Genomic DNA, 26,494 nt, shown 5'->3' on the forward strand with positions numbered 1-26,494 from the left:
TGGTGCGAGTAGCAAACATGATCGAGCAATGGCAGATAGACCGGTTTCATCAAGATGGCTTTCTGGTCGTGGAGGACGTGCTGGCTGCGCCTGAAGTCGCCGCGCTGCAACAGGACTTCGACCAGTGGGTTCAGGACAGCCGCAGCCAGTCCCAGGCGTGGGGGGAAACGCTGGATGGGCGCCCCCGCTTCGATGTGGAAAGCGATCACCGCGCGGACCATCCTTCGCTGCGCCGCGTGGCCTCGCCCACCGAGATTTCGCCGGCGTATCGCCAGGCCGCCTTCGCCTCGCGCATGGCCGAGATTGCCGGACAGTTGATCGGCGGCGCCGGTACGCGCTTCCACCACAGCAAGATCAACTCCAAGCTGCCGCACACCGCCACCCAGGTGAAATGGCACCAGGATTTCCTGTTCACCCCGCACAGCAACGATGACCTGGTGACGGCGCTGTTGATGATCAGCGAAGTGACCCCGCAGAACGGCCCGCTCAAGGTCATCCCCGGCAGCCACACGGGCCCGCTGTGGTCGCACTGGCACGACGAGCGCTTTACCGGTGCGGTGGCCGATGCCGTGGTCGATGAGCACTGCCAGGCACCGGTGGCCTGCTTCGGTCCGCCCGGTTCGGTGTGCTTCATGCACACCCGTCTGCTGCATGCCTCAAGCCCCAACCACACCGAAGATCCGCGAACCCTGTTCATCAGCGTCTACGCCGCCGAGGACGCTTTGCCGCTGGCCGACAACCCGCTGCCCAGCGAGCACGCCGGGCTTCTGGTGGCCGGGCGCGAGAGCGGCCTGGTGCGCAGCACCGATCACCACGTTCGCCTGCCCCAGAAACCCAAGGGTGCATCGTTTTTCGTCCAGCAGGCCGGTACCGACCTGACGACTGCCTGACTCCATTGACTGCGAGGAATACCCCATGAAATTGCCAAGCCTGATCGTCCGCCCCGTTGCCATGGCCGTGTTCGGCGCCGTCCTGGCTGCCAGCTCGTTGAGCGCTTCGGCGTTCCAGCAGCCCGGCAAGATCGTCGCCGGTTCCGATATGACGTTCTTCCCCTACGAGTACATGGAGAAGAACAAACCCGCCGGCTTCGATATCGAATTTCTCGACGGTCTGGCCAAGGTCATGGGCATGACTGCGGAAAACATCGACACGCGCTTTCCCAACCTGATCAGCGGACTGCAGGCCGGACGGTTCGATATCACCAACTCGTCGATGTACATCACCGCCGACCGCCTGAAGGTGATCGACATGGTCCCTTACCTGAAAAGTGGCGAGTCGATACTTGCAGTGAAGGGCAGTGACTATCAGCCCAAGACGCCCGAAGAGTTCTGCGGCCACAAGATCGGCTCCATGGGTGCCACGTCCTGGCTGCAGCAGTTGCAGAAGCTGTCTGCCGAATATTGCGTGAAGAATGGCCTGCAGCCGATTGCCATCAGCGAGTACGGCACCGATCCACAGGCAACCCAGGCCATGCTGGCGCACGCAGTCGAGGCGCAGATCACCGATGCGGCGGTCGCCCGTGGTGTGGTCGACAAGCTGGGCAACCGCGTGGTGATTTCCTCGCAGACCCTGATCTACCCGGTGCTCAACGGCTTCGGCGTGAAGAAGGGCAACGATGCCGTCAGAAACGCGCTCGTCGAAGGCCTGGAAAAGTACAGCAAGACCCCTGAGTACGCCGCCTTGCTGGCCAAGTACAAGTTCCAGGCGCCGACTGCCGATGACATCGCCACATTGATGCCCAAGCCCTGATATCGCGCATCAAGATCAGCCAACAGTGCCCGTGGATCGTCGCGGGTACGTGCCAACGGAGTGTTCAGCGCCATGGCCCTGAGTTTCGAAGAACAGACGCGCGTCGACCTGGCGGCGACGTTCCGTATCATCGCCCACCTGGGCATGCATGAGGCGGTCGCCAACCATTTCAGTGCGGCCATCAGCGCCGACGGCAAGCAGTTTCTGCTCAACCCCAAATGGGTGCATTTTTCCCGCCTGCGGGCCAGCGATCTGTTGCTGCTCGATGCCGACGATGCCGAAGCCGCCCAGCGCCCGGACGTGGATGCCACTGCCTGGTCGATCCACGGCCAGGTTCACCAACGCCTGCCCGATGCCCGTGTGGTGCTGCATCTGCATCCGGTCTATACCACCGCCGTGGCCTGCCTGGCGCAGCCCAGGATCGTGCCGGTCGACCAGAACACGGCGCGCTATTTCAACCGCGTCGCGGTGGATGAACTGTATGGCGGCATGGCCGATACCAGCGCCGAGGGCGCGCGCCTGGCCAGCCTGCTGCAGGACAAGAGCCGGCTGCTGATGGGCAACCATGGTGTCATCGTCACTGCCCCCACGGTGGGTGAGGCGTTCGATGACATCTGGACCCTGGAGCGCGCCTGCCAGATTTTGGTAACCGCCTGGTCGACCGGCCAGCCGCTCAAGGTGCTGGCTGATGAAGTGGCGGAAAAGACCGCGCGGGACTGGGAGAAAATCAGCGATTTTTCCCAGCGCCATTTCGAAGAAATGAAGTACCTGATGATTCAGGCGGATCCCTCGCTGGTGGACTGAGCACCCGACATCCACTGAGCGCTCTGCACAGCCTCGCGGGTGCCGCAGGACGCCGTGTGCCCGGCTTTCGAATTTTCATGAAGACAGCGGCAAGCCCTGACGGCCTGCCGAAGGATGCCAAGATGAACCAACAGATCACCGAAATAGACACCCTGGTAGTGGGTGCTGGACAGGCCGGGGTGGCCATGAGCGAGCACCTGAGCCGTCTGGGCATCCCTCACCTGGTACTGGAGCGGGCTCGCATCGCCGAAGCCTGGCGCTCGGGCCGTTGGGACTCATTGGTGGCCAACGGCCCGGCCTGGCACGATCGGTTCCCCGGCCTGGAATTCGACATGGACCCGGATGGCTTCGCCGGCAAGGAGCAGGTGGCCGATTATTTCGAAGCCTATGCCCGCACATTCGACGCGCCGATCAAGACCGGTGTGGAGGTCAAGCGAGTGACGCGCAACGTCGGTCGCGCCGGCTTCACCGTGGAAACCAGCGCGGGCACCTATTCGGTCAAGCACCTGGTGTCGGCCACCGGGCCGTTCCAGAAACCGGTCATCCCGGCCATCGCGCCCACTGATTCAGCGCTTCACCAGATCCATTCGGCGCACTATTTCAACCCCGAGCAATTGCCCGCAGGCGCGGTGCTGGTGGTCGGTGCGGGGTCATCCGGGGTGCAGATCGCCGAGGAGCTGCTGCGCGCAGGACGCAAGGTCTACCTGTCGGTCGGTCCGCACGATCGGCCACCGCGCGCTTACCGCGGACGGGATTTCTGCTGGTGGCTGGGTGTGCTCGGGCTGTGGGACAGCGAAACCGTGCAAGCGGGCCGCGAGCACGTCACCATTGCCGTCAGTGGCGCCCGCGGCGGGCATACCGTGGACTTTCGTCGCTTGGCGCAAGCCGGGATGGTGCTGGTCGGCCTGACCGAGCGCTTTGCCGATGGCACCGTCACCTTTGCCCAGGACCTGAACGACAACCTCGACCGGGGTGACGAGAACTATCTGGCCCTGCTCGATGCGGCCGATGCCTATGCCGAGCGCAACGGCCTGGACTTGCCCCTGGAACCCACTGCCCGCGAGCGCGTAGCCGACGCGGCGTGCATCGCCCAGCCGCTGCAGGCGCTGGACCTGGCCGAGGCGGGCGTGGCCACGATCATCTGGGCCACCGGTTATTCTCAAGACTACAGCTGGCTGCAGGTGGACGCCTTCCACGCCAACGGCAAGCCGCGTCACCAGCGCGGCGTGAGCAGCGAACAAGGCATCTATTTCGTCGGTCTGCCATGGTTGTCGCGGCGCGGTTCGGCGTTTATCTGGGGCGTATGGCACGACGCCCGGCATGTCGCCGACCAGATCGCCACCCAGCGCAAATACCGCGCCTACGACGAGTCCAGGTCAGCCGCGGACTTGCCCGCCGCGTTGCGCGCCAACGCTTGATCGCAGCTGTTGATCACTACTGTGTGGCGTCACCTCGACGCCTACGCCAAGGAGTTTCGTTCATGGTTACCCATACCCGCATTCGGATGTTCAACACCAAGGACACCTACCCCAACCAGAGCCTGGACAATGACCTGTGCCAAGCTGTCCGGGCCGGCAATACCGTGTATGTGCGCGGTCAGGTGGGCACCGACTTCGACGGCAACCTGGTGGGGCTTGGTGACCCGGCGGCGCAGGCCGAGCAGGCCATGAAAAACGTCAAGCAGTTGCTGGAAGAGGCGGGCAGCGACCTGTCGCATATCGTCAAGACCACGACCTACATCATCGATCCGCGCTATCGCGAGCCGGTCTATCACGTCGTCGGCCGCTGGCTCAAGGGAGTCTTCCCGATTTCCACTGGCCTGGTGGTGTCGGCCCTCGGCCAACCGCAGTGGTTGATGGAAATCGACGTGATCGCCGTCATCCCGGAATGAGGAGTTCCCTGCCATGACCTTTTCCATTGCGGCACGCTGCGCCGAAACCGGCCAGTTGGGCATCGCCATCAGTTCTTCGAGCATTGCCGTGGGCGCCCGCTGCCCGTGGCTGCTGGCCGGTGTGGGGGCGGTGTCGTCACAGAACATCACCCTGCCAGCCCTCGGCCCGCAGACGCTTGTGCTGCTCGAACAGCAGGTGTCGCCTGCCGAGGCGTTGCAGCAGGTGCTGGGCCGCGACGGTTTCGGTGAGTACCGGCAGATCATCGCCATCGATGCGCAGGGGCGCAGCGCCCATGTCAGTGGTAGCCAGACCTTGGGCATTCACCATGCGCGCAGCGGTGAACACTGCGTAGCGGCAGGCAACATGCTGGCCGCCACCGCGGTGGTCGACGCTTTGGTCGAGGCGTTCCAAGAGGCCTCCGGGCACCTGGCCGAGCGCTTGCTGCATGCCATGCTGGCCGGGCTGGCCGCCGGTGGCGAAGCCGGGCCGGTGCACTCTGCGGCGCTGAAAGTAGTAGGTGAGCTGCCGTGGCCCGTCGTCGACCTGCGAGTGGACTGGGCCGAGCATGATCCTTTGGGTGAGTTGCAGCAGCTGTGGCAGGCCTATCGACCGCAGATGCAGGACTATCTCGACCGCGCTTTGAATCCGGCGGTGGCGCCGGGTTACGGCGTGCCGGGAGACGCCCGATGAGCGCCAGCCGTGATCTGCTGGCGCAGTTGGTGGCCTTCGACACCACCAGTCGCGAGTCGAACCTGGCGCTGATCGAATTCGTTCAGGGCTACCTGGCAGAGTACGGCGTGAGCAGCGAGCTGATCTACAACGAGGCTCGCAGCAAGGCCAATCTGTTCGCCAGCATCGGCCCTGACCATGTGCCGGGCATCGTCCTGTCGAGCCATACCGATGTGGTGCCGGTAGACGGCCAGGCTTGGACCCATCCGCCGTTCCAGCTGAGCGAGGCGGATGGGCGCCTGTATGGCCGCGGCACGGCCGACATGAAAGGCTACATCGCCTGCGTACTGGCGCAGGTGCCGGCATGGGTCGAGGCACCCCTGCGCAGGCCGCTGCACATTGCGCTGTCCTACGATGAGGAAGTCGGCTGCCTGGGCGTGCGCTCGCTGCTCGAAGCGTTACGTCACCGGCCGGTGCAGCCGATGTTGTGCGTGATCGGCGAACCGACCGAACTGGCGCCCGTGCTCGGCCACAAGGGCAAGCTGGCGATGCGTTGCGAGGTAGAGGGGTTGGCTTGTCACTCGGCCCATGCGCCGAGCGGGGTCAATGCCATCGAGTACGCCGCGCGGCTGATTGCCGAACTGGGACGGCTGGGTGAGGCGCTGCAAACCCCGGATGCACGCAACGAGCGCTTCGATCCGCCGTTTTCCACGGTGCAGGTGGGGATGATCGCGGGCGGTACGGCGCTCAACATCGTACCCCAGCATTGCCGTTTCGATTTCGAGGTGCGCTCGCTGCCCGCCGAGGATCCGCGACAGTTGACCCAGGCCCTGCAACGTTACGCTGAGCACACGTTGCTGCCGGCCATGCAGGCGGTCGGTGGCCAGAGCGCCATTCGCTTCAGCGAGTTGTCCAGCTATCCGGGCCTGGACGTGAGCCATGCCAGCGAGGCCGCTGGCTGGATCGCACGGTTCAGCGGTTCGCGGGCGTTCTCCACAGTGGCGTTCGGCACCGAAGGCGGGCTGTTCGATCAGGCAGGTATCGCCACGGTGGTGTGCGGGCCGGGCAGCATGGCGCAGGGGCACAAGCCCGATGAGTTCGTCAGCATCGCGCAACTGGCTGGCTGCGACGAGATGCTGGGTCGAATACTGGCCTTTGCCTGCGAAGAATAGTCCGTGTTGGCGTGAATCTCGGGCATGAAAAAAGCACCCATCAGGGTGCTTTTTTCGTCGCGGCGCTTGTCGCGTCGGCGCTCGGCGCTCAGCGCTTGAGCGAAGCCGGCAGGTGCGGCTGGATGGCGGTCAGCACCGCCTTGAAGCACTTGGTGTTGCCGGCCACGATGTGGCCGTTTTCGAGGAAGTTGTGGCCGCCGGTGAAATCGCTCACCAGACCGCCTGCTTCCTGAATCAGCAGCACGCCCGCAGCCATGTCCCATTCCGACAGACCCGACTCCCAGAATGCGTCGAAGCGGCCCGCGGCGACGTAGGCCAGATCCAGGCTGGCGGAGCCGGCGCGGCGGATGCCGGCGGTCTGGCCCACCAGGCTGCGGAACATGCCCAGGTAGTTGTCGAGGTTGTCCATCTGGTTGTCACGGAACGGAAAGCCGGTGCCCAGCAAGGCGCCGTCCAGGCTGGTGCGACCGCTGACACGCAGGCGGCGACCGTTGAGTTGGGCGCCACGGCCACGGCTGGCGGTGAATTCTTCCTGGCGCACCGGGTCCAGAACCACCGCGTGCTCCAGGCGACCGCGGTATTTGCAGGCGATGCTGACGGCGAAATGCGGGACGCCGCGCAGGAAGTTGGTGGTGCCGTCCAGTGGGTCGATGATCCACAGGTAGTCTTCGCCTTCGCCGCTGCCGGCGTGGAAGCCGGTTTCTTCGCCACGGATGCCGTGGGTTGGATAGGCCTTGCGCAGGGCGTCGATGATTTTCTGTTCGGCGGCGCGATCGACTTCGGACACGTAGTCCTTGGCATCTTTCTCGTCGACCTTGATGGTATCCAGGCGCTCGATGGAGCGGAAGATCAATTCACTGGCGCTGCGGGCGGCGCGCAGCGCGATATTCAGCATGGGCTGCATGGACGTTTCACCTAGGTCGTTAAAGAAAGCCGCGCATTCTAGCAGAAAAGTCGTGGACAAGAAGAGGGACATAGCCTTAGTTATAGGCCTTCTGTAATATTTGCCGCCCTTTCCCCGACACAGAGCCCTAGCCGTGCTGGATAACATCCGAGTCGTCCTGGTCAATACCAGCCATCCCGGCAACATCGGTGGAGCGGCGCGCGCCATGAAGAACATGGGCCTGTCGCGGCTGGTGCTGGTCGAGCCCCGCGATTTTCCGTCGCCCGAAGCCGAGGCGCGCGCCTCGGGTGCCAGCGACGTGCTGGAAAACGCCCAGGTGGTCGCCACGCTGGAAGAGGCACTGGTGGGCTGCACGGTGGTGTTGGGTACCAGCGCCCGCGACCGCAGCCTGCCCTGGCCCTTGGTGGATCCCCGTGAATGCGGCGAAAAAGTCATCGACGAAGCGGGGCAGGGCAAGCAGATCGCGCTGGTGTTCGGCCGCGAGCATGCGGGCTTGACCAACGACGAGCTGCAACGCTGTCATTTCCATGTGCACATCCCGTCCAACCCCGATTTCAGCTCGCTGAACCTGGCGGCTGCTGTGCAGGTGCTCGGCTATGAGGTGCGCATGGCCTGGCTGGCGGGCAAGCGGCCGGCGGCTGCCGTGGAGAAGGCCGAAGAGCTGGCGACCAGCGACGAGATGGAGCGCTTCTATGGCCATCTGCAGGACACGCTGGTCGATATCGCCTTTCTCGACCCGGAAAAACCGCGGCATTTGATGGCGCGCCTGCGTCGGCTGTTTGGCCGCAGCGCCGTGAACAAGTCGGAAATGAGTATTTTGCGCGGCATTCTCACCGAGACCCAGAAGGTCGCTCGGGGCGAGCCGCATAAGCGCAAGGATCAGTAAATGTTCGAACGTCTGCGGGAAGATATCCAGAGTGTTTTTCATCGCGATCCGGCTGCGCGCAATGCGTTCGAGGTATTGACCTGCTACCCCGGCATGCACGCCATCTGGCTGCATCGGGCGGCCCATGCCTTGTGGAAGCGGGATCTGAAATGGCTGGCGCGGGTGGTGTCGAATTTCGGTCGCTGGATGACCGGGATCGAAATTCATCCGGGCGCCACGGTGGGCCGGCGGTTTTTCATCGATCACGGCATGGGCATCGTGATCGGCGAGACGGCCGAGATCGGCGACGATGTGACGATCTATCAGGGCGTGACCCTGGGCGGTACCAGTTGGAACAAAGGCAAGCGCCATCCAACCCTGGCCGACGGCGTGGTGGTAGGGGCGGGCGCCAAGGTGCTCGGGCCGTTCACCGTGGGCGCCGGGGCCAAGGTCGGCTCCAATGCGGTGGTGACCAAGGAGGTGCCGCCCGGCGCGACCGTGGTGGGGATCCCGGGCAAGATCATCGTCAAGAGCGACGACCAGCTCGATGCGCGGCGCAAGGCCATGGCCGAGAAGATCGGCTTCGATGCCTACGGTGTCGGTGGGGAAGATATGCCGGACCCGGTGGCCAGGGCCATCGGCCAACTGCTCGATCACCTGCATGCAGTGGATGGGCGCCTCGAGGGCATGTGTGGCGCGCTCAACCAGTTGGGCAGCGACTACCGTGCCAAGGACCTGCCGCCCCTGCGTGACGAGGATTTCGAATGCGTGCAGGGTGCGGAGCGCAAGGCCAATCCCTGATCCATCAGATCCACCGCGGTGTCCGTTTCGCGGCCGATGACCGCTCCTACGCGTGCCTCGATACCCCGTAGGAGCGGTCCATGGCCGCGAAAGGCGCACCGCGGTCCAGCAGATCCACCGCGGCGCCCATTTCGCGGCCGATGACCGCTCCTACGCGTGCCTCGACACCCCCGTAGGAGCGGTCCATGGCCGCGAAAGGCGCACCTCGGTCTGGCAGATCCACCGCGGCATCCATTTCGCGGCCGATGGCCGCTCCTGCGGGGGGAGTGCGCACGATGGGGTTCTCCCTCCTGCATCATTAGTCTGCTATCATTGCGCCGCCGTTTTTGCACTCAAGTCCTAGTAATTCAGTAGGACTTATAGTTGACAAATTTACTCGGAAATAGGATGATCGAACCTATTCCGAGAACCCGTGGTAATAGCCATGCGACTGACAACTAAAGGCCGATACGCCGTCACTGCCATGCTTGACCTGGCATTGCACGCGCAGCGTGGGCCGGTCTCATTGGCCGACATCTCCGAGCGCCAGGGCATTTCGCTGTCCTACCTGGAGCAACTGTTCGCCAAGCTGCGCCGGGGCAACCTGGTGTCCAGCGTGCGCGGCCCGGGCGGTGGTTACCAGCTTTCCCGCGAAATGGAAGGCATCCAGGTTGCACAGGTCATCGACGCGGTCAACGAATCGGTCGACGCCACCAAGTGCCAGGGCCTGGGTGATTGCCACGCCGGAGACACCTGCCTGACCCATCACCTGTGGTGCGACCTCAGCCAGCAGATCCATGAATTTTTGAGCGGCATCAGTCTGTCCGACCTTGTCACTCGCCGTGAAGTGCAAGAAGTCGCCCAGCGCCAGGACCTGCGCCGTTGCAACAGCAACGGCCGCACGCAACGCCTGGACAAGATCGAAACGTCTGCCGTCGAATGAGAAAGCCAGGTTAGCCGCCTGATAGGAGATACCAATGAAGTTGCCGATTTACCTCGATTACTCCGCGACCACGCCAGTGGATCCACGCGTTGCACAGAAGATGATCGAATGCCTGCAGATGGACGGGAACTTCGGTAACCCGGCTTCCCGTTCGCACGTGTTCGGCTGGAAAGCCGAAGAAGCCGTCGAAAACGCCCGTCGCCAAGTGGCCGACCTGGTCGGTGCCGACCCGCGCGAAATCGTCTGGACCAGCGGTGCCACCGAGTCCGACAACCTCGCGATCAAAGGTGTGGCGCACTTCTACCAGACCAAGGGCAAGCACATCATCACCACCAAGATCGAGCACAAGGCGGTGCTGGACACCACCCGCCAGCTCGAGCGTGAAGGCTTCGACGTCACCTACCTCGAGCCCGGCACCGATGGCCTGGTCACCCCGGCCATGATCGAAGCGGTGATGCGCGACGACACCATCCTGGTTTCGGTCATCCACGTGAACAACGAGATCGGCGTGATCAACGACATCGCGGCCATCGGCGAACTGACCCGTTCGCGCGGCGTGCTGTTCCATGTCGATGCTGCGCAGTCCACCGGCAAGGTCGACATCGACCTGGCCGCGCTCAAGGTCGACCTGATGTCGTTCTCGGCACACAAGACCTACGGCCCCAAGGGTATCGGCGCGCTGTACGTCAGCCGCAAGCCGCGCGTTCGTCTGGAAGCTGCCATGCACGGCGGTGGTCACGAGCGCGGCATGCGTTCGGGCACCCTGGCCACGCACCAGATCGTCGGCATGGGTGAAGCCTTCCGTATCGCCAAGGAAACCATGGCGGACGAGAACGCACGCATCAAGGCCCTCAGCGACCGGTTCTACCAGCAGGTCGAAAACCTGGAAGAGCTGTACGTCAACGGTAGCCTGACTGCCCGCGTACCGCACAACCTGAACCTGTCCTTCAACTATGTCGAAGGCGAGTCGCTGATCATGGCCCTCAAGGACCTGGCAGTGTCTTCCGGTTCCGCGTGCACCTCGGCCTCGCTCGAGCCCTCGTACGTGCTGCGCGCCCTGGGCCGCAACGACGAGCTGGCACACAGCTCCATTCGTTTCACCTTCGGTCGCTTCACCACCGAGGAAGAAGTCGATTACGCCGCGCAGAAAGTCTGCGAGGCCGTCACCAAGCTGCGCGCGTTGTCGCCGCTGTGGGACATGTACAAAGACGGTGTCGATATCTCGAAGATCGAGTGGGCGGCGCACTAAGTAGCTGCCGGCAAGAGCGGCTTACCTGATGAGTTTCAGTAAGGATCAATATCATGGCTTACAGTGAAAAGGTCATCGACCACTACGAAAACCCACGTAACGTGGGCAAGATGGACGCCGAAGATGCCGATGTCGGCACTGGCATGGTCGGCGCTCCGGCGTGCGGCGATGTGATGCGTCTGCAGATCCGCGTCAACGAGCAGGGCATCATCGAAGATGCCAAGTTCAAGACCTACGGCTGCGGTTCGGCCATCGCTTCCAGCTCCCTCGCCACCGAGTGGATGAAGGGCAAGACCCTGGACGAAGCCGAGACCATCAAGAACACCCAGCTGGCCGAAGAACTGGCGTTGCCGCCGGTGAAGATCCACTGCTCGGTGCTCGCCGAGGACGCCATCAAGGCGGCCGTACGCGACTACAAGCAGAAGAAAGGTCTGCTCTGAGTCAGAGCGAAGCTGGACATAGTCGCAGGTTCGATACAGCGCGGTGCGGGTGACCGCTCGCGCGCAACCGTTTGCAGGTAAGGAGTCACGATGGCCATCAGCATGACAGAAGCCGCCGCCAATCACGTTCGCCGCTCCCTGGCAGGGCGTGGCAAGGGTGACGGCATTCGTTTGGGCGTACGCACCACCGGTTGCTCGGGGTTGGCCTACGTGCTGGAGTTCGTCGATGAAGCCGGCAGCGAAGACAAGGTCTTCGAGAACCATGGCGTCAAGGTGATCATCGATCCCAAGAGCCTGGTCTACCTGGACGGTACCGAACTCGATTTCGTCAAGGAAGGGTTGAACGAAGGCTTCAAGTTCAACAACCCCAACGTACGCGGCGAATGTGGCTGCGGCGAAAGCTTCAATATCTGAGGCTGACCGTGGGTACTCCTTGTCATTTCGCCCTGTTCGACCTCAAGCCCGGCTTTCGCCTGGATCTCGACCAGCTGGCTACCCGCTACCGCGAGTTGGCCCGTGAAGTCCACCCCGATCGCTTTGCCGACGCTCCCGAGCGCGAGCAGCGCCAGGCGCTGGAAAAGTCCGCGGGTTTGAACGATGCCTACCAGACCCTGAAGGCTGCGCCCAAGCGTGCGCGTTACCTGCTGTCCATCGGTGGGCAGGAAGTACCGCAGGAAGTCACGGTCCATGACCCCGACTTTCTTCTGCAGCAGATGCAGTGGCGCGAAGAGCTCGAAGACCTGCAGGACAGCGCCGACTTGCCCGGTGTGGCCGCCTTCAAGCGGCGGGTCAAGGCCGCGCAGGCTGAACTCGAAGACAGCTTCGCTGCCTGTTGGGATGACGCGGCGCAACGCGAACAGGCCGAACGCCTGATGCGGCGCATGCAGTTTCTCGACAAGCTTTCCTATGAAGTGCGCCAGCTCGAAGAGCGCCTCGACGATTAACCCAGTGTCGCTACGGCCACACGCCTGAATTCCTGACCTGATAAGCATGGCCCTACTGCAGATCGCCGAACCTGGCCAGAGTCCTCAACCACACCAGCGTCGTCTGGCCGTGGGGATCGACCTGGGCACTACCAATTCGCTGGTCGCTGCGCTGCGCAGCGGTCTATCCGAACCCCTGGCAGACGCAGACGGGCAGGTCATCCTGCCGTCTGCCGTTCGCTATCACGCCGATCGTGTCGAGGTCGGAGCGGCTGCCAAGGCTGCCGCCGCCAGCGACCCTTTCAACACCGTGCTCTCGGTCAAGCGCCTGATGGGCCGTGGCCTGGCCGACGTCAAGCAGCTGGGCGAGCAATTGCCCTACCGCTTCGTCGGTGGCGAGTCGCACATGCCGTTCATCCAGACCGTCCAAGGGCCGAAAAGCCCGGTGGAAGTGTCTGCCGATATTCTCAAGGCCCTGCGCCAGCGCGCCGAAGACGTCTTGGGCGGCGACCTGGTCGGGGCGGTGATCACCGTTCCCGCCTATTTCGATGACGCCCAGCGTCAAGCCACCAAGGACGCCGCGCGCCTGGCCGGGCTGAACGTGCTGCGCCTGCTCAACGAGCCGACGGCCGCTGCCGTCGCCTATGGCCTGGATCAGCACGCCGAAGGGCTGGTGGCGATCTACGACCTGGGCGGTGGCACTTTCGATATCTCCATCCTGCGCCTGACCGGCGGGGTCTTCGAAGTGCTGGCCACCGGCGGCGACAGCGCGCTGGGTGGCGACGATTTCGATCATGCCATCGCAGGCTGGATCGTCGAGCAGGCGGGCGTATCCGCCAACCTCGACCCTGGTGCGCAGCGCCAATTGCTGCAGGCGGCCTGCGCTGCCAAGGAAGCCCTGAGTCAGTCGTACAGCACCACCATCGAATACGGCAGCTGGAGCGCGGAGCTCACTCGCGACGCCTTCCAGGCGCTGATCGAACCCATGGTCGCGCGCAGCCTCAAGGCCTGCCGACGCGCCGTGCGTGACGCCAGCATCGAGATCGACGAGATCCTTGCTGTGGTCATGGTCGGTGGCTCTACCCGCGTGCCGCGGGTACGTGAAGCGGTCGGCGAGCTGTTCGGGCGCCAGCCGCTGACCGACATCGACCCCGATCAGGTGGTGGCGATCGGTGCCGCCATCCAGGCCGATACCCTGGCCGGCAACAAGCGCGACGGCGGCGAGCTGTTGCTGCTGGACGTCATCCCGCTGTCCCTGGGGTTGGAAACCATGGGCGGGCTGATGGAGAAGGTGATTCCGCGCAACACCACCATTCCCGTTGCGCGTGCCCAGGATTTCACCACCTACAAGGACGGCCAGTCGGCCTTGCTCGTGCACGTTCTGCAGGGTGAGCGCGAGCTGATCAGCGACTGCCGGTCGCTGGCCCGTTTCGAGCTGCGTGGCATCCCAGCCATGGTGGCCGGCGCGGCGAAGATCCGCGTGACCTTTCAGGTCGATGCCGATGGCCTGCTCAGTGTGTCCGCGCGCGAGCTGGGCTCTGGCGTGGAAGCGAGCATTCAGGTCAAGCCCTCCTATGGCCTGACCGATGGCGAGGTCGCCAGGATGCTCACCGATTCCTTCCAGTACGCCGGTGACGACAAGGTTGCTCGCCAGCTGCGCGAGCACCAGGTCGACGGCGAGCGTCTGCTCGAAGCGGTACAGGCCGCGCTGGACGCCGATGGCGAGCGTTTGCTCGACGACGAAGAGCGCATGGTGATCGGCCTGCAGATGGACGAGTTGCGCGCGCGGGTCAAGGGCGACGACGGTCCGGCCATCGAACAGCAGACCAAGCTGCTGTCGCAGGTGACCGATGCCTTCGCCGCGCGTCGTATGAACAATGCCGTGAAAGACGCCCTGTCAGGGCGCAACCTGAATGAAATTGAGGAATAACTGATGCCGAAGGTGACTTTTCTGCCCCACGCCGAGCATTGCCCGGACGGCATGGTGGTCGAAGCTGAAACTGGCCGGTCGCTGCTCGACGTTGCCCACGATCATCACATCGAGATCGAGAGTGCCTGTGGCGGCGTGTGCGCCTGCACCACCTGCCATTGCGTGATCCGTGCCGGTTTCGACACGCTGGAAGAAGCCGACGAGCTGGAAGAGGATTTCCTCGATCGCGCTTGGGGCCTTGAGCCGACGTCGCGCCTGAGCTGCCAGGCCAAGGTCGGCACCCAGGACATCACCGTCGAGATTCCCAAGTACTCGCTCAATCACGCCGCCGAAGCGCCGCACTGACCGAGGAATCGTCATGAGCTATGGTTGGAATGATGTACAGCGGATCGCCGAGGAGCTGGAAGAACGGCATCCGGAACTCGATCCGTATTCGATCGGCTTCACCCGCCTGCAGCAGATGATCAAGGCGCTGCCCGATTTCGACGACGCCTCCGGTCGCGTCGGCGAGAAGGTGCTCGAGGCGGTGCAGACCCTCTGGGCTGCCGAAAAGGACTGATCGATTTGCAGGTTAGGCAATACCCCGGAACCCGCGTATAATTCGCGGGTTTAATTTTTCGCTTCAATCACTGTTTCTGGAGTTTCACATGGCTGTTCAACGTACTTTCTCCATCATCAAGCCCGACGCCGTCGCCAAGAACGTCATCGGCGAGATCACCACTCGTTTCGAAAAAGCCGGCCTGCGCGTCGTTGCCTCGAAACTCAAGCAACTGTCCAAAGCCGAAGCCGAAGGCTTCTACGCCGAACACAGCGCTCGTGGCTTCTTCGGTGAGCTGGTTGCCTTCATGACTTCCGGCCCGGTCGTCGTCCAGGTTCTGGAAGGTGAAAACGCCATCGCTCTGAACCGCGAACTGATGGGTGCTACCAACCCTAAAGAAGCTGCTGCCGGTACCATCCGTGCCGACTTCGCCGAATCCATCGACGCCAACGCCGTCCACGGTTCGGACTCCGAAGCCGCTGCTGCCCGCGAAATCGCATACTTCTTCGCTACTACCGAAGTAACCACTCGCTAAGCCACGGCCAACGAGTGAAGGTGAACCCATGACTGATATGACTGGCAAGACGAACCTGTTGGGTCTGACTCAACCGGAAATGGAACAGTTCTTCGACTCGATCGGGGAGAAGCGCTTTCGTGCCGGTCAGGTCATGAAGTGGATTCACCATTTTGGCGTGGACGATTTCGATGCCATGACCAACGTCGGCAAGGCCCTGCGCGAAAAGCTCAAGGCCTGTGCCGAGATCCGCGGCCCCGAAGTGGTCAGCGAGGACATTTCCACCGACGGCACCCGCAAGTGGGTGGTGCGCGTGGCGTCCGGCAGCTGCGTCGAGACCGTGTACATCCCCCAGGGCAAGCGTGGCACCTTGTGTGTGTCGTCCCAGGCGGGCTGTGCGCTGGATTGCAGTTTCTGCTCCACCGGCAAACAAGGCTTCAACAGCAACCTCACCGCCGCCGAAGTCATTGGCCAGGTGTGGATTGCCAACAAATCCTTCGGCAGCGTCCCGGCGACCGTCGACCGTGCCATCACCAACGTGGTGATGATGGGCATGGGCGAGCCGCTGCTGAACTTCGACAACGTCATCGCGGCCATGCGCCTGATGATGGATGACCTGGGCTATGGCATCTCCAAACGCCGGGTCACCCTGTCGACCTCGGGTGTCGTGCCCATGATCGACGTGCTCGCCGATCACATCGACGTCTCCCTGGCCCTGTCGCTGCACGCGCCCAACGACGCGTTGCGCAACCAGTTGGTGCCGATCAACAAGAAGTACCCGCTCAAGATGCTGCTCGAGTCGTGCCAGCGCTACATGTCGCAGCTGGGCGAGAAGCGCGTGCTGACTATCGAGTACACCCTGCTCAAGGACGTCAACGACCAGCTCGAGCATGCCGTGGAAATGGTCGAGTTGCTCAAGAACGTGCCCTGCAAGGTCAACCTCATTCCGTTCAACCCGTTCCCGCATTCCGGCTACGAGCGCCCGAGCAACAATGCGATCCGTCGTTTCCAGGATCACCTGCATCAGGCTGGCTTCAACGTCACCGTACGCACCACCCGCGGCGAGGACATCGACGCGGCCTGTGGCCAGTTGGTGGGTCAGGTCATGGACCGCACGCGCCGCAGTGAACGCTACATCGCCGTACGCCAATTAGGCGCTGAGGCCGATATGCCGCAAACTGCCGCGAATCGGAACTGAACGAGAGGAACCCCATGACCCTGCGCGCTGCGCTGCTGATCGTATTCGCCTTGCTGACCGGCTGCGTCACCACGGGCAAGGTCAATCCGATGGACACCAGCAAGGGGCGGGACGAGGCACGTCAGGCCTATGTGCAACTGGGCCTGGGCTACCTGCAGGAAGGCAGTACCGAACGGGCGAAGATTCCCTTGAAAAAGGCCCTGGAGCTGAACAGCTCCGACGCCGACGCCAATGCCGCACTGGCCCTGGTGTTCCAGGCGGAGATGGAACCGGAGCTCGCCGAGCAGCATTTTCGCAAGGCTTTGAACGCTCGCAGCGATGCCCGTATCCTGAACAACTACGGCAGTTTCCTGTACGAGCAGAAACGCTACAAGGAAGCCTATGAACTGTTCGAGAAGGCCGCCGCCGATACGCTTTACCCGGAGCGTTCACGGGTCTTCGAGAACCTCGGCATGACCGCAGTGGCCCTTGGGCAACGCGAGGTGGCACAGCAGAACCTGGAGAAGGCCCTGCGGCTCAATCGGCAGCAGCCCCGTGCATTGCTGGAAATGGCCGAGATGTCATACCAGGACATGCATTATGTGCCGGCCAAGGAGTATTTCGACCGGTTCACCCAGCTGAGCGAGCACACCGCGCGCAGCCTGCTGCTTGGCACGCGTCTGGCGAAAGTCTACGAAGACAAGAACAAGGCCGCCAGTTATGGCCTGCAACTCAAACGGCTTTATCCCGGTACGCCGGAATATCAGCAATACCTGTCGGAGCAAAGATGAAAGCGGCGCATCCCGAAGTAGCAGCAGGCTCTCGTGTAAACCCCGGCGATACCTTGCGTCAGGCCCGCGAAAGCAAAGAGTGGTCGTTGCCTGAGGTGGCCGCCCGGCTCAATCTCACGCCCACCTCGCTGGCCAACTTGGAAGCGGGCGCGTTCGACAAGCTGCCCGGGCACACCTTTTCCCGTGGCTACATCCGCGCCTATGCCAAGTTGCTGGGTCTGGATCAGGCAGTACTGGTGCAGGCGTTCGACCAGTACACGGGCACCAATGCGCAGGGCAGCAACGTGCATGGCCTGGGTCGCATCGAAGAACCATCGCGCCTGGCTCACAACCTGCTGCGCATCGTCAGCCTGATGCTGGTACTGGCGCTGGTGGGTGGCGGTTTCCTCTGGTGGCAGGACAAGACCACCGCGCGGGGCACCGATCCGACCAACGTCGCGCTGGAGCACGTCGAAGTCGAAAGCGCCGATGGCACCACCCAGATCCATCCGCTCGACGAGCCTGAAGACCAGGCGGTCGTGGCTGCGCGCGAAGGCGAGCCGACGGCCTTGAGCCTGAACCAGGGCCAGGCCCCGGTCGACCCGGCCACCACCGGTACGCCTGCCGCCACGGCGCCGCAGCCGCCGGTTGCGGCGCAGACACCAGCGACCGTTGCCGCGCCGAGCCCGAGCAGCGCCCCGACTAGCAGTGCTGCCGCCCCGGCTGCCGTCCCTGCGCCCATTGAGGCTCCAGTGGCCGGGCAAGGCCAGGTCGGGATCAACTTCGTCGCCGATTGCTGGACTCAGGTCAGTGATGCCACCGGCAAGGTCCTGTACAGCGGTCTCAAGCGTTCCGGCGAGAATCTTCAGGTCGGCGGCAAGCCGCCGTTCGCCATACGCCTGGGCGTGGCCAATGCCGCCCAGGTGACTTACAACGGTCAAGCGGTGGATGTCGCGCCCTTTACCAAGGGCAATACTGCTCGCATGAAGCTGGGGCAATAACATGCACGGTGAATCTCCGATCAAGCGCCGCGAATCGCGCAAAATATGGGTTGGCTCGGTACCGGTGGGGGGCGATGCGCCCATTGCCGTGCAAAGCATGACCAATACCGATACCAATGACGTCGATGCCACCGTGGGGCAGATCCAGCGTCTGGTCGATGCCGGTGCCGACATCGTGCGCGTGTCCGTGCCCGACATGGACGCCGCCGAGGCGTTCGGTCGCATCAAGCAGCGCGTCAGCGTGCCGCTGGTGGCAGACATCCACTTCGACTACAAGATCGCCTTGCGTGTGGCCGAACTGGGCGTGGACTGCCTGCGCATCAACCCCGGCAACATCGGTCGCGAAGACCGCGTGCGTGCCGTGGTCGATGCCGCTCGCGATCGCGGTATCCCGATCCGGATCGGCGTCAACGCAGGCTCGCTGGAAAAGGATCTGCAGAAGAAGTACGGCGAGCCGACGCCCGAAGCGCTGGTCGAGTCGGCGCTGCGTCACGTCGAGCATCTGGTGCGCCTGGATTTCCACGATTTCAAGGTCAGCGTGAAAGCGTCCGACGTGTTCATGGCCGTCGACGCCTATCGCCTGCTCGCCAAGCAGATCATCCAGCCCTTGCACCTGGGCATCACCGAGGCCGGTGGCCTGCGCTCCGGCACGGTCAAGTCGGCGGTCGGTCTGGGCATGCTGCTGGCCGACGGTATCGGCGACACCATTCGCATTTCGCTGGCAGCCGATCCGGTGGAGGAGGTCAAGGTTGGTTACGACATCCTCAAGTCGTTGCGCCTGCGTTCGCGTGGCATCAACTTCATTGCCTGCCCCAGCTGTTCGCGACAGAACTTCGACGTGGTCAAGACCATGAACGAACTGGAAGGGCGTCTCGAAGACCTGCTGGTGCCGCTGGACGTCGCGGTCATCGGTTGCGTGGTCAACGGACCGGGCGAGGCCAAGGAGGCCCATGTCGGTCTGACTGGCGGTACGCCAAACCTGATCTACATCGACGGCAAGCCGTCACAGAAACTGACCAACGACAATCTGGTGGATGAGCTCGAAAGGCTGATCCGGCAGAAGGCAGCGGAAAAGGTCGAAGCCGACGCGGCGTTGATCATTCGCGGCTAACCGGGATTTCTAAGGATATTTTGTGAGCAAGACTCTGCAAGCCATTCGTGGCATGAACGACATCCTGCCCGAGCAGACGCCGCTGTGGCGCTACTTCGAAGGCACCGTGGCCGGTTTGCTGGACGGCTACGGCTACCGCCAGATCCGCATGCCCATCGTCGAGTTCACCGACCTGTTCAAGCGCTCCATCGGCGAAGTCACCGATATCGTCGAAAAAGAGATGTACACCTTCGAGGATCGCAACGGCGATTCCCTCACGCTGCGCCCCGAAGGCACTGCAGCCTGTGTTCGGGCAGTGCTCGAACATGGCTTGAGCGGTGGTGGCCAGGTGCAGAAGCTCTGGTACATGGGGCCGATGTTTCGTCATGAGCGGCCGCAGAAAGGGCGCTATCGCCAGTTTCACCAGATTGGCCTGGAGGTGTTCAACCTCGACGGCCCGGACATCGATGCCGAGCTGATCGTGCTGACCTGGCGGCTGTGGAAGCTGCTGGGTATTCGTGACGCGGTCACCCTGGAACTCAACAGCCTGGGTACCAGCGAAGCGCGCGGTCGCTATCGCGAGGCGTTGGTGGAGTTTCTCACCGCGCACCTGGACCAGATCGACGAGGACAGTCAGCGCCGCCTGAAAACCAACCCGCTGCGCGTGCTCGATACCAAGCACCCGGAAACCCAGGCGGTGTTGGTCAACGCACCGAAGCTGGCGGATTATCTCGACGACGAGTCGCGCGTGCATTTCGAAGGTTTGAAGGCACGTCTGGACGCCGCCGGCATTCCCTACGTGATCAACCCCAAGCTGGTGCGTGGCCTGGACTACTACAGCAAGACCGTCTTCGAATGGGTCACCGACAAGCTGGGCGCCCAGGGCACCGTCTGTGCCGGTGGCCGCTATGATGGCCTGGTCGAGCAGATGGGCGGCAAGCCGACACCGGGCGTGGGCTTTGCCATGGGCATCGAGCGTCTGATCCTGCTGCTCGAAACCCTGGAGCAGGTGCCCGAGTCGATTTCCCGACAGGTCGATGTGTACCTGTGTGCATTTGGCGAGCAGGCCGAGCTGGCAGGTCTGACCCTGGCCGAGCGGCTGCGCGACGAAGTGCCTGGGCTGCGCTTGATGGTCAATGCCGGTGCCGGCAGCTTCAAGAGTCAGTTCAAGAAAGCCGACAAGAGCGGTGCGTTGCATGCCTTGATCCTGGGGGACGACGAACTGGCCCAACAAGTGGTAGGTTTCAAACCCCTGCGCGGCCAGGGCGAACAACAGAACATTGCCTGGTCGGCATTGGCCGATCATCTGGCGACCTGCGTTGTGCAGGGCTGAATCAAGCAAGCATCAAGCATTTGCGCGAATAGGAGCATTGGGGTGTCGAGTACCGAAGACGAACAAATGGGCGAACTCAAGGACTGGTGGCAGCGTAACGGCAAGCCCTTGGTGACTGGTGGCCTGCTGGCCCTGGTCATCGTGTTCGGCTGGCAAGCCTGGACCCGATACCAGAGCAACCAGTCGCAGAGCGCTTCCAACCTGTACCAGCAGTTGCTGGAAGCCAGCCTGACCCCGACCGGCAAGCCCGATACCGCCCAGGTGGCGGATCTGGCCGGCAAGCTCAAGAACGAGTTCGGCGGTACTGCCTACGCGCAGTACGCCAGCCTGTTCCTGGCCAAGGCTGCCGTCGATGCCGGCAAGCTCGATGACGCTGCAGCCGAGCTCAAGACGGTGGTCGACAAGCCAGCCGACACCACCTTGGGTGAGGTTGCGCGTCAGCGCCTGGCACAGGTCATGGCCGCGCAGAACAAGGCCGAAGACGCCTTGAAGCTGCTCGACGGCGACACCGACAAGGCCTTCCTGGCGGCCCGCGAAGAGCTCAAGGGTGACCTGCTGGTGCAACTGGGCCGCAGCGACGACGCTTATGCCGCCTATCAAAAAGCCAAGGCTGCGCTGTCCGATGAAGCGGCGGTGGGTGGCCTTCAAATCAAGCTCGACGACCTGGCCAAAGGGGATGCGTGACGTGATCCGTTGGAAACATGCAGCATTGCTGGCCCTGGCCTTGATGGCCGTGGGTTGCAGCAGCAACAGCAAGAAGGAACTACCACCGGCCGAGCTGACCGACTTCAAGGAAGAAGTGTCCTTGCAGAAGGTCTGGAGCCGCGGTATCGGCGATGGCCAGGGCAAGACCTACAACATGCTCGTGCCGGCCGTCGAGAACGACCGTATCTACGCCGCCGATGTAACCGGTGAAGTGGTCGCGATGAACCGCATGACCGGTGACGTGTTGTGGAAGAAGGATCTGGACCAGCCGGTTTCCGGTGCCGTCGGTGTGAGCTACGGCATGGTGACCCTGGGGACCCTGCGTGGCGACGTGATCGCTCTGGACGCCGATACCGGCGAACAGCGCTGGAAGGCGCGGGTGAACAGTGAAGTGCTGGCGCCACCGGCCAACAATGGCAACGTCGTTGTAGTGCAGACCCAGGATGATCGCCTGATCGGCCTGGATGCCAGCACTGGCGACCAGCGCTGGCTGTACGACAGCACCCCGGCGGTGCTGACCCTGCGCGGTACGGGCGCGCCGCTGGTGACCAACCAGCTGGCGATTGCCGGGCTGTCGACCGGCAAGGTCGTGGCGTTGGACGTTTCCAACGGCGTGCCGGTCTGGGAAGCGCGGGTTGCCGTGCCCCAGGGCCGCTCCGAACTGGATCGGGTGGTCGATATCGACGGCGGCCTGCTGCTGTCCGGTGGCACGTTGTATGTGACCACCTATCAGGGCCGCATGGCCGGCCTGGACCTGGAAAGCGGGCGCGTGCTGTGGCAGCGTGATGCCTCCAGCTACGCGGGTGTCGCGCAGGGCTTCGGCAACGTCTACACCAGCCTGGCCTCGGGAACCGTGGAGGGCGTCGACGAGCGTTCCACCACCGCCCTGTGGAGCAACGACCAGCTGGCCCGTCGTCAGTTGTCGGCGCCCGAAGTGTTCTCCAGCTACATCGCAGTGGGCGACCTGGAAGGTTATGTCCATCTGTTGAGCCAGGTCGACGGTCGTTTCGTCAGCCGCACCCGGGTCGACAGCGATGGCGTGCGGGCTCGCCCGCTGGTCGTCGGCGACATGCTTTATATTTTCGGCAACAGTGGCAAGCTGGAAGCCCTGACCGTCAAGCAGTGATTGACTATGCTTGCTGACACCCGCGGGTGTCGGCAAGCCGCTTCCTTAGAAGCGCCTCGAACTCCGGCCGCTGCCTGCAGCGGCCTTTGTATTTTCTGAATCAACGCAGTGGAGAGCCGCATGGTTCCCGTAATCGCCCTGGTGGGCCGACCCAACGTCGGTAAATCCACCATGTTCAACCGCCTGACCAAGAGCCGTGACGCCATTGTCGGCGACCTGTCTGGTCTTACCCGTGATCGCCAATACGGTGAGGCGCGCTGGCAAGGGCGTTCCTACATTCTGGTCGACACCGGTGGTATTTCCGGTGACGAGCACGGCATGGACGAAAAGATGGCCGAGCAGTCGCTGCTGGCCATCGAAGAAGCCGATGTCGTGATGTTCCTGGTCGACGCGCGCGCCGGTTTCACCGCCGCGGACCAGATGATTGCCGAACACCTGCGCAAGCGTAACAAGCGCTCGCTGCTGGTGGCCAACAAGGTCGACAACGTCGACCCGGAAATGGCCAAGGCCGAATTTGCCCCGTTGGGCATGGGCGACGCGATTCCCGTGGCCGGTGCCCAGGGCCGCGGCCTCAACACGTTGCTCGAAGCCGCCCTGGGCGAGTTTCCGCGCGACGATGACGAAGTCGACCTCGAAGCCGATGTGGCCGAAGGCGAGGAGGCCGTGCGCATCCCGGGCCCGAGCGAGAAGGATGGCATCAAGATCGCCATCATCGGTCGGCCCAACGTTGGCAAGTCGACCCTGGTCAACCGCATGCTCGGTGAAGACCGGGTCATCGTCTATGACCAGCCGGGCACTACCCGCGACAGCATCTACATTCCCTTCGAGCGCAACGAAGAGAAATACACGCTGATCGACACGGCCGGTGTGCGCAAGCGCGGCAAGATCCACGAGGAAGTCGAGAAGTTCTCGGTGGTCAAGACGCTGCAGGCGATCAAGGACGCCAACGTGGTGATCTTCGTCATGGACGCGCGCGAAGGCGTGGTCGACCACGACTTGAACCTGCTGGGCTTCGCCCTGGAAACCGGTCGTGCCATCGTCATCGCGCTGAACAAGTGGGATGGCATGCAGCCCAGCGAGCGCGACTATGTGAAGGTCGAGCTGGAGCGGCGGTTGTTCTTCGTCGACTTTGCCGACATCCACTTCATCTCGGCGCTGCACGGCACCGGCGTGGGTAACCTGTATGCATCGGTGCAGGCTTCGTTCAAGTCGGCGATCACGCGTTGGCCCACCAGCCGCCTGACGCAGATCCTCGAGGATGCGGTGCAGGAGCACCAGCCGCCGATGGTCAACAGCCGCCGCATCAAGTTGCGTTACGCGCACTTGGGTGGTGCCAACCCGCCGTTGATCGTGATCCACGGCAACCAGGTGGAGCGGGTACCCAAGTCGTATGTGCGCTATCTGGAAAACACCTATCGCCGGGTGCTCAAGCTGGTCGGTACGCCGATCCGTATCGAGTTCAAGGGTGGCGAGAACCCGTACGAGGGCAACAAGAACACCCTCACCGATCGCCAGGTCAACAAGAAGCGCCGCCTGATGTCGCACCACAAGAAGGCCGACAAGAAGCGCCGCGACAAGCGTTGATACACCGTGGTGACGCCGGACGCGGCTCGCGCCGCTGCTACAGGAAAATGTGTAACCCGTAGCAGCGGCGCAAGCCGCGTCGGCGGTGGATGCGGTCCGTCAGACACACCACGCCCCCCGTAGCAGCGGCGCAAGCCGCGTCAGCGGTGGTTGCGGTCCGTCAGACACACCACGCCCCCCGTAGCAGCGGCGCAAGCCGCGTCAGCGGTGGATGCGGTCCGTCAGACACACCACGCCCCCCGTAGCAGCGGCGCAAGCCGCGTCGGCGGTGGATGCGGTCTGCCTGCTACACTGGAGAACGGTTTTCCAGGGAGCAGCTCATGATCAGCAGCAAGCTGCCGAATGTCGGCACCACCATCTTCACCACCATGTCGCAACTTGCCGCACAAACCGGCGCCTTGAACCTGTCCCAGGGTTTCCCGGATTTCGACGGTCCGCCTGCCTTGCTCGAGGCGGTCGGTCGCCACGTGCTGGCAGGCCACAACCAATACTCGCCCATGACCGGCCTACCGGCCCTGCGCGAACAGGTGGCGATCAAGGTCGAGCGTCTGTACCGGCGCACTGTGAACGCCGAAACCGAGATCACCATCACACCGGGCGCCACCCAGGCAATTTTCTGCGCGATCCAGGCAGTCATTCGCCCCGGCGATGAAGTCATTGTGTTCGATCCCTGCTACGACAGCTACGAACCCTCGGTCGAACTGGCTGGCGGCACCTGCGTGCACGTGCAGCTGGATGCCGAGAACTTCACGATCGACTGGCAGCGGTTGAGCGATGCCATTACCGCGCGCACACGCATGATCATCATCAACACGCCGCATAATCCCAGCGGTGCCTTGATCAGTGCCGCGGAACTGGACCGGTTGGCGGCACTGATCGCCGACCGCGACATCTACATACTCAGCGACGAGGTCTATGAGCATCTGGTGTTCGACGGCGTCGCTCACGCCAGCGTGCTCGCTCATGAACGCTTGTATGAGCGCGCGTTCGTGGTCAGCTCGTTCGGCAAGACCTACCACGTCACGGGCTGGAAAACCGGCTATGTGATCGCACCGCCGGCCCTGAGCCGGGAACTGCGCAAGGTGCACCAGTACGTCAGCTTCTGCGGGGTCACGCCGCTGCAGTACGCGTTGGCCGACTACATGGCCGCACACCCTGGACATGTGGATGAGCTGCCGGCGTTCTATCAAGGCAAGCGTGATCTGCTCTGCGACCTGCTGGCGGATTCCCGCTTCACGTTGACACCCACGCCCGGTACCTACTTCCAACTGGTCGACTATTCGGCGATCCGGCCTGACCTGAACGATGTCGACATGGCGCTGTGGTTGACGCGCGAGCATGGGGTAGCGAGCATTCCGGTGTCGGTGTTCTATTGCACCCCGGTAGCGGATCAGCGCCTGATCCGGTTGTGTTTCGCCAAACGTGAGGAGACGCTGCGCGAGGCAGCGAGCACATTATGCCGAATATGAGTGAAGCGACTGTTGTCGAGCATGCCCCGGAACTCAAGCTCGCATTGGTGCAGACCCAGCTGGCCTGGCACGACCGCGAAGCCAATCTCGAGCACTTCGATGCCTTGCTCGAGCACGCGCGGGGTGCAGATCTGGTGGTCCTGCCGGAGATGTTCACCACAGGGTTCTCGATGGAGTCCGAAAGCCAGTGCGAGCCGGAGAATGGGGTGACTCACGGCTGGCTGTTGGCGTGGGCCGACAAGCTCGACGCGGTAGTGACCGGCAGCGTGATCGTCCAGGCTGCAGACGGCAGCTATCGCAACCGCCTGTTGTGGGCGTGCCCGGACGGCCAGATGCTGCATTACGACAAGCGCCATCTGTTTCGCATGGCTGCAGAGCACGAGCACTACAGTGCTGGGGAGCACCAGGCGGTGTTTTCCGTGAAGGGCTGGCGCGTGCGTCCGTTGATCTGCTACGACCTGCGTTTTCCAGTGTGGAGCCGCGATGCCCAAGGCACTGACCTGCTGCTGTACACCGCCAACTGGCCGGGCGCGCGACGCATGCACTGGAATCGCCTGCTGCCAGCCCGGGCAATCGAGAACCTGTGTTACGTAGCCGCAGTGAACCGCGTGGGCACCGATGGCAAGGGCTTTGCCTACACAGGCGACAGCCAGGTGTTGGACTTTCAGGGCGAGAATCTGCTGAGCGCTGGCGAGGCCGACGGGGTCTTCCACGCAAGCCTAAGTACCGAAGCGTTGCGCGCCTACCGCGGCAGGTTCCCGGCCCATCTGGACGCTGACGAATACGAGCTGCGCTAGGAACGCTCATGCCTGACACGCCGCGGTGCGTTTTTCGCGGCCGATGATTCGATAGTATGTAGGAGCGGTC

30 protein-coding genes are annotated in these 26,494 nt (G+C 63.1%); 28 read left to right on the plus strand and 2 right to left on the minus strand.

Annotation, left to right across the window (positions count from 1 at the left end; genetic code table 11):
• Positions 1-17: 17 nt before the first annotated feature.
• The 7 genes from IFT44_RS05095 to argE all read left to right on the plus strand — a co-directional run bounded on the left by IFT44_RS05095 (position 18) and on the right by argE (position 6,286).
• Complete coding sequence (locus IFT44_RS05095; protein WP_192175541.1) at positions 18-890, plus strand: phytanoyl-CoA dioxygenase family protein; 873 nt, start codon at positions 18-20, stop codon at positions 888-890.
• Between the two features lie 25 nt (positions 891-915).
• Positions 916-1,749 (plus strand): transporter substrate-binding domain-containing protein, encoded by an 834-nt coding sequence (locus tag IFT44_RS05100; RefSeq protein ID WP_122479562.1) that lies wholly within the window; start codon positions 916-918, stop codon positions 1,747-1,749.
• 72 nt (positions 1,750-1,821) lie between these two features.
• Positions 1,822-2,553, plus strand: a complete 732-nt coding sequence (locus IFT44_RS05105) for a class II aldolase and adducin N-terminal domain-containing protein (RefSeq protein WP_192104271.1) — start codon at positions 1,822-1,824, stop codon at positions 2,551-2,553.
• Between the two features lie 122 nt (positions 2,554-2,675).
• A complete protein-coding gene (locus tag IFT44_RS05110) occupies positions 2,676-3,971 on the plus strand; it encodes a flavin-containing monooxygenase (protein ID WP_192104269.1) in 1,296 nt (431 codons plus the stop codon).
• A gap of 62 nt (positions 3,972-4,033) precedes the next feature.
• A complete protein-coding gene (locus IFT44_RS05115; RefSeq protein ID WP_122713495.1) occupies positions 4,034-4,444 on the plus strand; it encodes a RidA family protein in 411 nt (136 codons plus the stop codon).
• Positions 4,445-4,457: 13 nt separating this feature from the next.
• Positions 4,458-5,135, plus strand: coding sequence for a DUF1028 domain-containing protein (locus IFT44_RS05120; RefSeq protein ID WP_192175542.1), 678 nt, complete (start codon positions 4,458-4,460; stop codon positions 5,133-5,135).
• Positions 5,132-6,286, plus strand: coding sequence for an acetylornithine deacetylase (gene argE / locus IFT44_RS05125; protein ID WP_192104266.1), 1,155 nt, complete (start codon positions 5,132-5,134; stop codon positions 6,284-6,286). Before IFT44_RS05120 ends, argE begins: the two co-directional genes overlap by 4 nt.
• Before the next feature lie 88 nt (positions 6,287-6,374).
• On the opposite strand, the gene suhB is transcribed toward argE, so the two are convergent.
• Positions 6,375-7,190, minus strand: a complete 816-nt coding sequence (suhB, locus tag IFT44_RS05130) for a type III secretion system regulator SuhB (RefSeq protein WP_122479557.1) — start codon at positions 7,188-7,190, stop codon at positions 6,375-6,377.
• Positions 7,191-7,323: 133 nt separating this feature from the next.
• On the opposite strand from suhB, the gene trmJ reads away from it, so the two are divergent.
• Entirely contained in the window at positions 7,324-8,076 is a 753-nt protein-coding gene (trmJ, locus tag IFT44_RS05135; RefSeq protein WP_192104264.1) for a tRNA (cytosine(32)/uridine(32)-2'-O)-methyltransferase TrmJ, read from the plus strand.
• Positions 8,077-8,856, plus strand: coding sequence for a serine O-acetyltransferase (gene cysE / locus IFT44_RS05140; RefSeq protein WP_185794077.1), 780 nt, complete (start codon positions 8,077-8,079; stop codon positions 8,854-8,856).
• Between the two features lie 46 nt (positions 8,857-8,902).
• On the opposite strand, the gene IFT44_RS05145 is transcribed toward cysE, so the two are convergent.
• Positions 8,903-9,130: a hypothetical protein gene (locus tag IFT44_RS05145; protein WP_192175543.1), complete on the minus strand. Its 228-nt coding sequence runs from the start codon at positions 9,128-9,130 to the stop codon at positions 8,903-8,905.
• 150 nt (positions 9,131-9,280) lie between these two features.
• Here IFT44_RS05145 and iscR point away from each other — a divergent pair, with 150 nt between their 5' ends.
• The 19 genes from iscR (at position 9,281) to IFT44_RS05240 (ending at position 26,424) form a co-directional block, all read left to right on the plus strand.
• On the plus strand, positions 9,281-9,778 hold the full coding sequence (gene iscR, locus IFT44_RS05150; protein ID WP_122479554.1) for a Fe-S cluster assembly transcriptional regulator IscR: 498 nt from the start codon (positions 9,281-9,283) through the stop codon (positions 9,776-9,778).
• A 34-nt stretch (positions 9,779-9,812) separates the two neighbouring features.
• Positions 9,813-11,027 (plus strand): IscS subfamily cysteine desulfurase, encoded by a 1,215-nt coding sequence (locus tag IFT44_RS05155; protein ID WP_122479553.1) that lies wholly within the window; start codon positions 9,813-9,815, stop codon positions 11,025-11,027.
• A 53-nt stretch (positions 11,028-11,080) separates the two neighbouring features.
• Entirely contained in the window at positions 11,081-11,467 is a 387-nt protein-coding gene (gene iscU, locus IFT44_RS05160) for a Fe-S cluster assembly scaffold IscU (RefSeq protein WP_043186545.1), read from the plus strand.
• Positions 11,468-11,557: 90 nt separating this feature from the next.
• Positions 11,558-11,881: an iron-sulfur cluster assembly protein IscA gene (iscA, locus tag IFT44_RS05165; RefSeq protein WP_122479552.1), complete on the plus strand. Its 324-nt coding sequence runs from the start codon at positions 11,558-11,560 to the stop codon at positions 11,879-11,881.
• 8 nt (positions 11,882-11,889) lie between these two features.
• A complete protein-coding gene (hscB, locus tag IFT44_RS05170; protein WP_192104260.1) occupies positions 11,890-12,411 on the plus strand; it encodes a co-chaperone HscB in 522 nt (173 codons plus the stop codon).
• Positions 12,412-12,457: 46 nt separating this feature from the next.
• Positions 12,458-14,320 (plus strand): Fe-S protein assembly chaperone HscA, encoded by a 1,863-nt coding sequence (gene hscA, locus IFT44_RS05175; RefSeq protein WP_192175544.1) that lies wholly within the window; start codon positions 12,458-12,460, stop codon positions 14,318-14,320.
• Positions 14,321-14,323: 3 nt separating this feature from the next.
• On the plus strand, positions 14,324-14,665 hold the full coding sequence (gene fdx / locus IFT44_RS05180; protein WP_122479549.1) for an ISC system 2Fe-2S type ferredoxin: 342 nt from the start codon (positions 14,324-14,326) through the stop codon (positions 14,663-14,665).
• Positions 14,666-14,678: 13 nt separating this feature from the next.
• A complete protein-coding gene (iscX, locus tag IFT44_RS05185) occupies positions 14,679-14,879 on the plus strand; it encodes a Fe-S cluster assembly protein IscX (RefSeq protein ID WP_122479548.1) in 201 nt (66 codons plus the stop codon).
• A gap of 88 nt (positions 14,880-14,967) precedes the next feature.
• Positions 14,968-15,393, plus strand: coding sequence for a nucleoside-diphosphate kinase (ndk, locus tag IFT44_RS05190; RefSeq protein WP_043186559.1), 426 nt, complete (start codon positions 14,968-14,970; stop codon positions 15,391-15,393).
• Between the two features lie 28 nt (positions 15,394-15,421).
• Entirely contained in the window at positions 15,422-16,570 is a 1,149-nt protein-coding gene (rlmN, locus tag IFT44_RS05195) for a 23S rRNA (adenine(2503)-C(2))-methyltransferase RlmN (RefSeq protein ID WP_122479547.1), read from the plus strand.
• Positions 16,571-16,584: 14 nt separating this feature from the next.
• Positions 16,585-17,340, plus strand: a complete 756-nt coding sequence (gene pilW / locus IFT44_RS05200) for a type IV pilus biogenesis/stability protein PilW (protein WP_043186565.1) — start codon at positions 16,585-16,587, stop codon at positions 17,338-17,340.
• A complete protein-coding gene (locus IFT44_RS05205) occupies positions 17,337-18,320 on the plus strand; it encodes a RodZ domain-containing protein (protein ID WP_192104258.1) in 984 nt (327 codons plus the stop codon). Before pilW ends, IFT44_RS05205 begins: the two co-directional genes overlap by 4 nt.
• 1 nt (position 18,321) lies before the next feature.
• Positions 18,322-19,431 carry a flavodoxin-dependent (E)-4-hydroxy-3-methylbut-2-enyl-diphosphate synthase gene (gene ispG, locus IFT44_RS05210; RefSeq protein ID WP_122713484.1) on the plus strand — a complete coding sequence of 370 codons (1,110 nt, stop codon included), beginning with the start codon at positions 18,322-18,324 and terminating at the stop codon, positions 19,429-19,431.
• 22 nt (positions 19,432-19,453) lie between these two features.
• Positions 19,454-20,743: a histidine--tRNA ligase gene (hisS, locus tag IFT44_RS05215; protein WP_122479544.1), complete on the plus strand. Its 1,290-nt coding sequence runs from the start codon at positions 19,454-19,456 to the stop codon at positions 20,741-20,743.
• A gap of 42 nt (positions 20,744-20,785) precedes the next feature.
• Positions 20,786-21,427, plus strand: a complete 642-nt coding sequence (locus tag IFT44_RS05220) for a tetratricopeptide repeat protein (RefSeq protein WP_122479543.1) — start codon at positions 20,786-20,788, stop codon at positions 21,425-21,427.
• Positions 21,420-22,574: an outer membrane protein assembly factor BamB gene (gene bamB, locus IFT44_RS05225; RefSeq protein ID WP_197976848.1), complete on the plus strand. Its 1,155-nt coding sequence runs from the start codon at positions 21,420-21,422 to the stop codon at positions 22,572-22,574. Before IFT44_RS05220 ends, bamB begins: the two co-directional genes overlap by 8 nt.
• A 120-nt stretch (positions 22,575-22,694) precedes the next feature.
• A complete protein-coding gene (gene der, locus IFT44_RS05230; protein ID WP_122479541.1) occupies positions 22,695-24,158 on the plus strand; it encodes a ribosome biogenesis GTPase Der in 1,464 nt (487 codons plus the stop codon).
• A gap of 320 nt (positions 24,159-24,478) precedes the next feature.
• The gene (locus tag IFT44_RS05235) at positions 24,479-25,627 is read left to right on the plus strand and encodes a pyridoxal phosphate-dependent aminotransferase (RefSeq protein WP_192175545.1); all 1,149 of its coding nucleotides are present in this window, start codon (positions 24,479-24,481) and stop codon (positions 25,625-25,627) included.
• On the plus strand, positions 25,624-26,424 hold the full coding sequence (locus tag IFT44_RS05240) for an amidohydrolase (RefSeq protein ID WP_192053944.1): 801 nt from the start codon (positions 25,624-25,626) through the stop codon (positions 26,422-26,424). The genes IFT44_RS05235 and IFT44_RS05240 overlap by 4 nt, the downstream gene beginning before the upstream one ends.
• Positions 26,425-26,494 lie beyond the last annotated feature (70 nt).

The organism is Pseudomonas sp. CFBP 13710, from assembly GCF_014842235.1.
GTDB lineage: Bacteria > Pseudomonadota > Gammaproteobacteria > Pseudomonadales > Pseudomonadaceae > Aquipseudomonas > Aquipseudomonas baltica.

Excerpts from the sequence above, each read along its gene's own strand:
- IFT44_RS05095 (WP_192175541.1), top strand. The coding sequence starts at position 18 with ATGATCGAGCAATGGCAGATAGACCGGTTTCATCAAGATGGCTTTCTG.
- IFT44_RS05100 (WP_122479562.1), top strand. The coding sequence starts at position 916 with ATGAAATTGCCAAGCCTGATCGTCCGCCCCGTTGCCATGGCCGTGTTC.
- IFT44_RS05105 (WP_192104271.1), top strand. The coding sequence starts at position 1,822 with ATGGCCCTGAGTTTCGAAGAACAGACGCGCGTCGACCTGGCGGCGACG.
- IFT44_RS05110 (WP_192104269.1), top strand. The coding sequence starts at position 2,676 with ATGAACCAACAGATCACCGAAATAGACACCCTGGTAGTGGGTGCTGGA.
- IFT44_RS05115 (WP_122713495.1), top strand. The coding sequence starts at position 4,034 with ATGGTTACCCATACCCGCATTCGGATGTTCAACACCAAGGACACCTAC.
- IFT44_RS05120 (WP_192175542.1), top strand. The coding sequence starts at position 4,458 with ATGACCTTTTCCATTGCGGCACGCTGCGCCGAAACCGGCCAGTTGGGC.
- argE (WP_192104266.1), top strand. The coding sequence starts at position 5,132 with ATGAGCGCCAGCCGTGATCTGCTGGCGCAGTTGGTGGCCTTCGACACC.
- suhB (WP_122479557.1), bottom strand. The coding sequence starts at position 7,190 with ATGCAGCCCATGCTGAATATCGCGCTGCGCGCCGCCCGCAGCGCCAGT.
- cysE (WP_185794077.1), top strand. The coding sequence starts at position 8,077 with ATGTTCGAACGTCTGCGGGAAGATATCCAGAGTGTTTTTCATCGCGAT.
- iscR (WP_122479554.1), top strand. The coding sequence starts at position 9,281 with ATGCGACTGACAACTAAAGGCCGATACGCCGTCACTGCCATGCTTGAC.
- IFT44_RS05155 (WP_122479553.1), top strand. The coding sequence starts at position 9,813 with ATGAAGTTGCCGATTTACCTCGATTACTCCGCGACCACGCCAGTGGAT.
- iscU (WP_043186545.1), top strand. The coding sequence starts at position 11,081 with ATGGCTTACAGTGAAAAGGTCATCGACCACTACGAAAACCCACGTAAC.
- iscA (WP_122479552.1), top strand. The coding sequence starts at position 11,558 with ATGGCCATCAGCATGACAGAAGCCGCCGCCAATCACGTTCGCCGCTCC.
- hscA (WP_192175544.1), top strand. The coding sequence starts at position 12,458 with ATGGCCCTACTGCAGATCGCCGAACCTGGCCAGAGTCCTCAACCACAC.
- fdx (WP_122479549.1), top strand. The coding sequence starts at position 14,324 with ATGCCGAAGGTGACTTTTCTGCCCCACGCCGAGCATTGCCCGGACGGC.
- iscX (WP_122479548.1), top strand. The coding sequence starts at position 14,679 with ATGAGCTATGGTTGGAATGATGTACAGCGGATCGCCGAGGAGCTGGAA.
- ndk (WP_043186559.1), top strand. The coding sequence starts at position 14,968 with ATGGCTGTTCAACGTACTTTCTCCATCATCAAGCCCGACGCCGTCGCC.
- rlmN (WP_122479547.1), top strand. The coding sequence starts at position 15,422 with ATGACTGATATGACTGGCAAGACGAACCTGTTGGGTCTGACTCAACCG.
- pilW (WP_043186565.1), top strand. The coding sequence starts at position 16,585 with ATGACCCTGCGCGCTGCGCTGCTGATCGTATTCGCCTTGCTGACCGGC.
- IFT44_RS05205 (WP_192104258.1), top strand. The coding sequence starts at position 17,337 with ATGAAAGCGGCGCATCCCGAAGTAGCAGCAGGCTCTCGTGTAAACCCC.
- ispG (WP_122713484.1), top strand. The coding sequence starts at position 18,322 with ATGCACGGTGAATCTCCGATCAAGCGCCGCGAATCGCGCAAAATATGG.
- bamB (WP_197976848.1), top strand. The coding sequence starts at position 21,420 with ATGCGTGACGTGATCCGTTGGAAACATGCAGCATTGCTGGCCCTGGCC.
- der (WP_122479541.1), top strand. The coding sequence starts at position 22,695 with ATGGTTCCCGTAATCGCCCTGGTGGGCCGACCCAACGTCGGTAAATCC.
- IFT44_RS05235 (WP_192175545.1), top strand. The coding sequence starts at position 24,479 with ATGATCAGCAGCAAGCTGCCGAATGTCGGCACCACCATCTTCACCACC.
- IFT44_RS05240 (WP_192053944.1), top strand. The coding sequence starts at position 25,624 with ATGAGTGAAGCGACTGTTGTCGAGCATGCCCCGGAACTCAAGCTCGCA.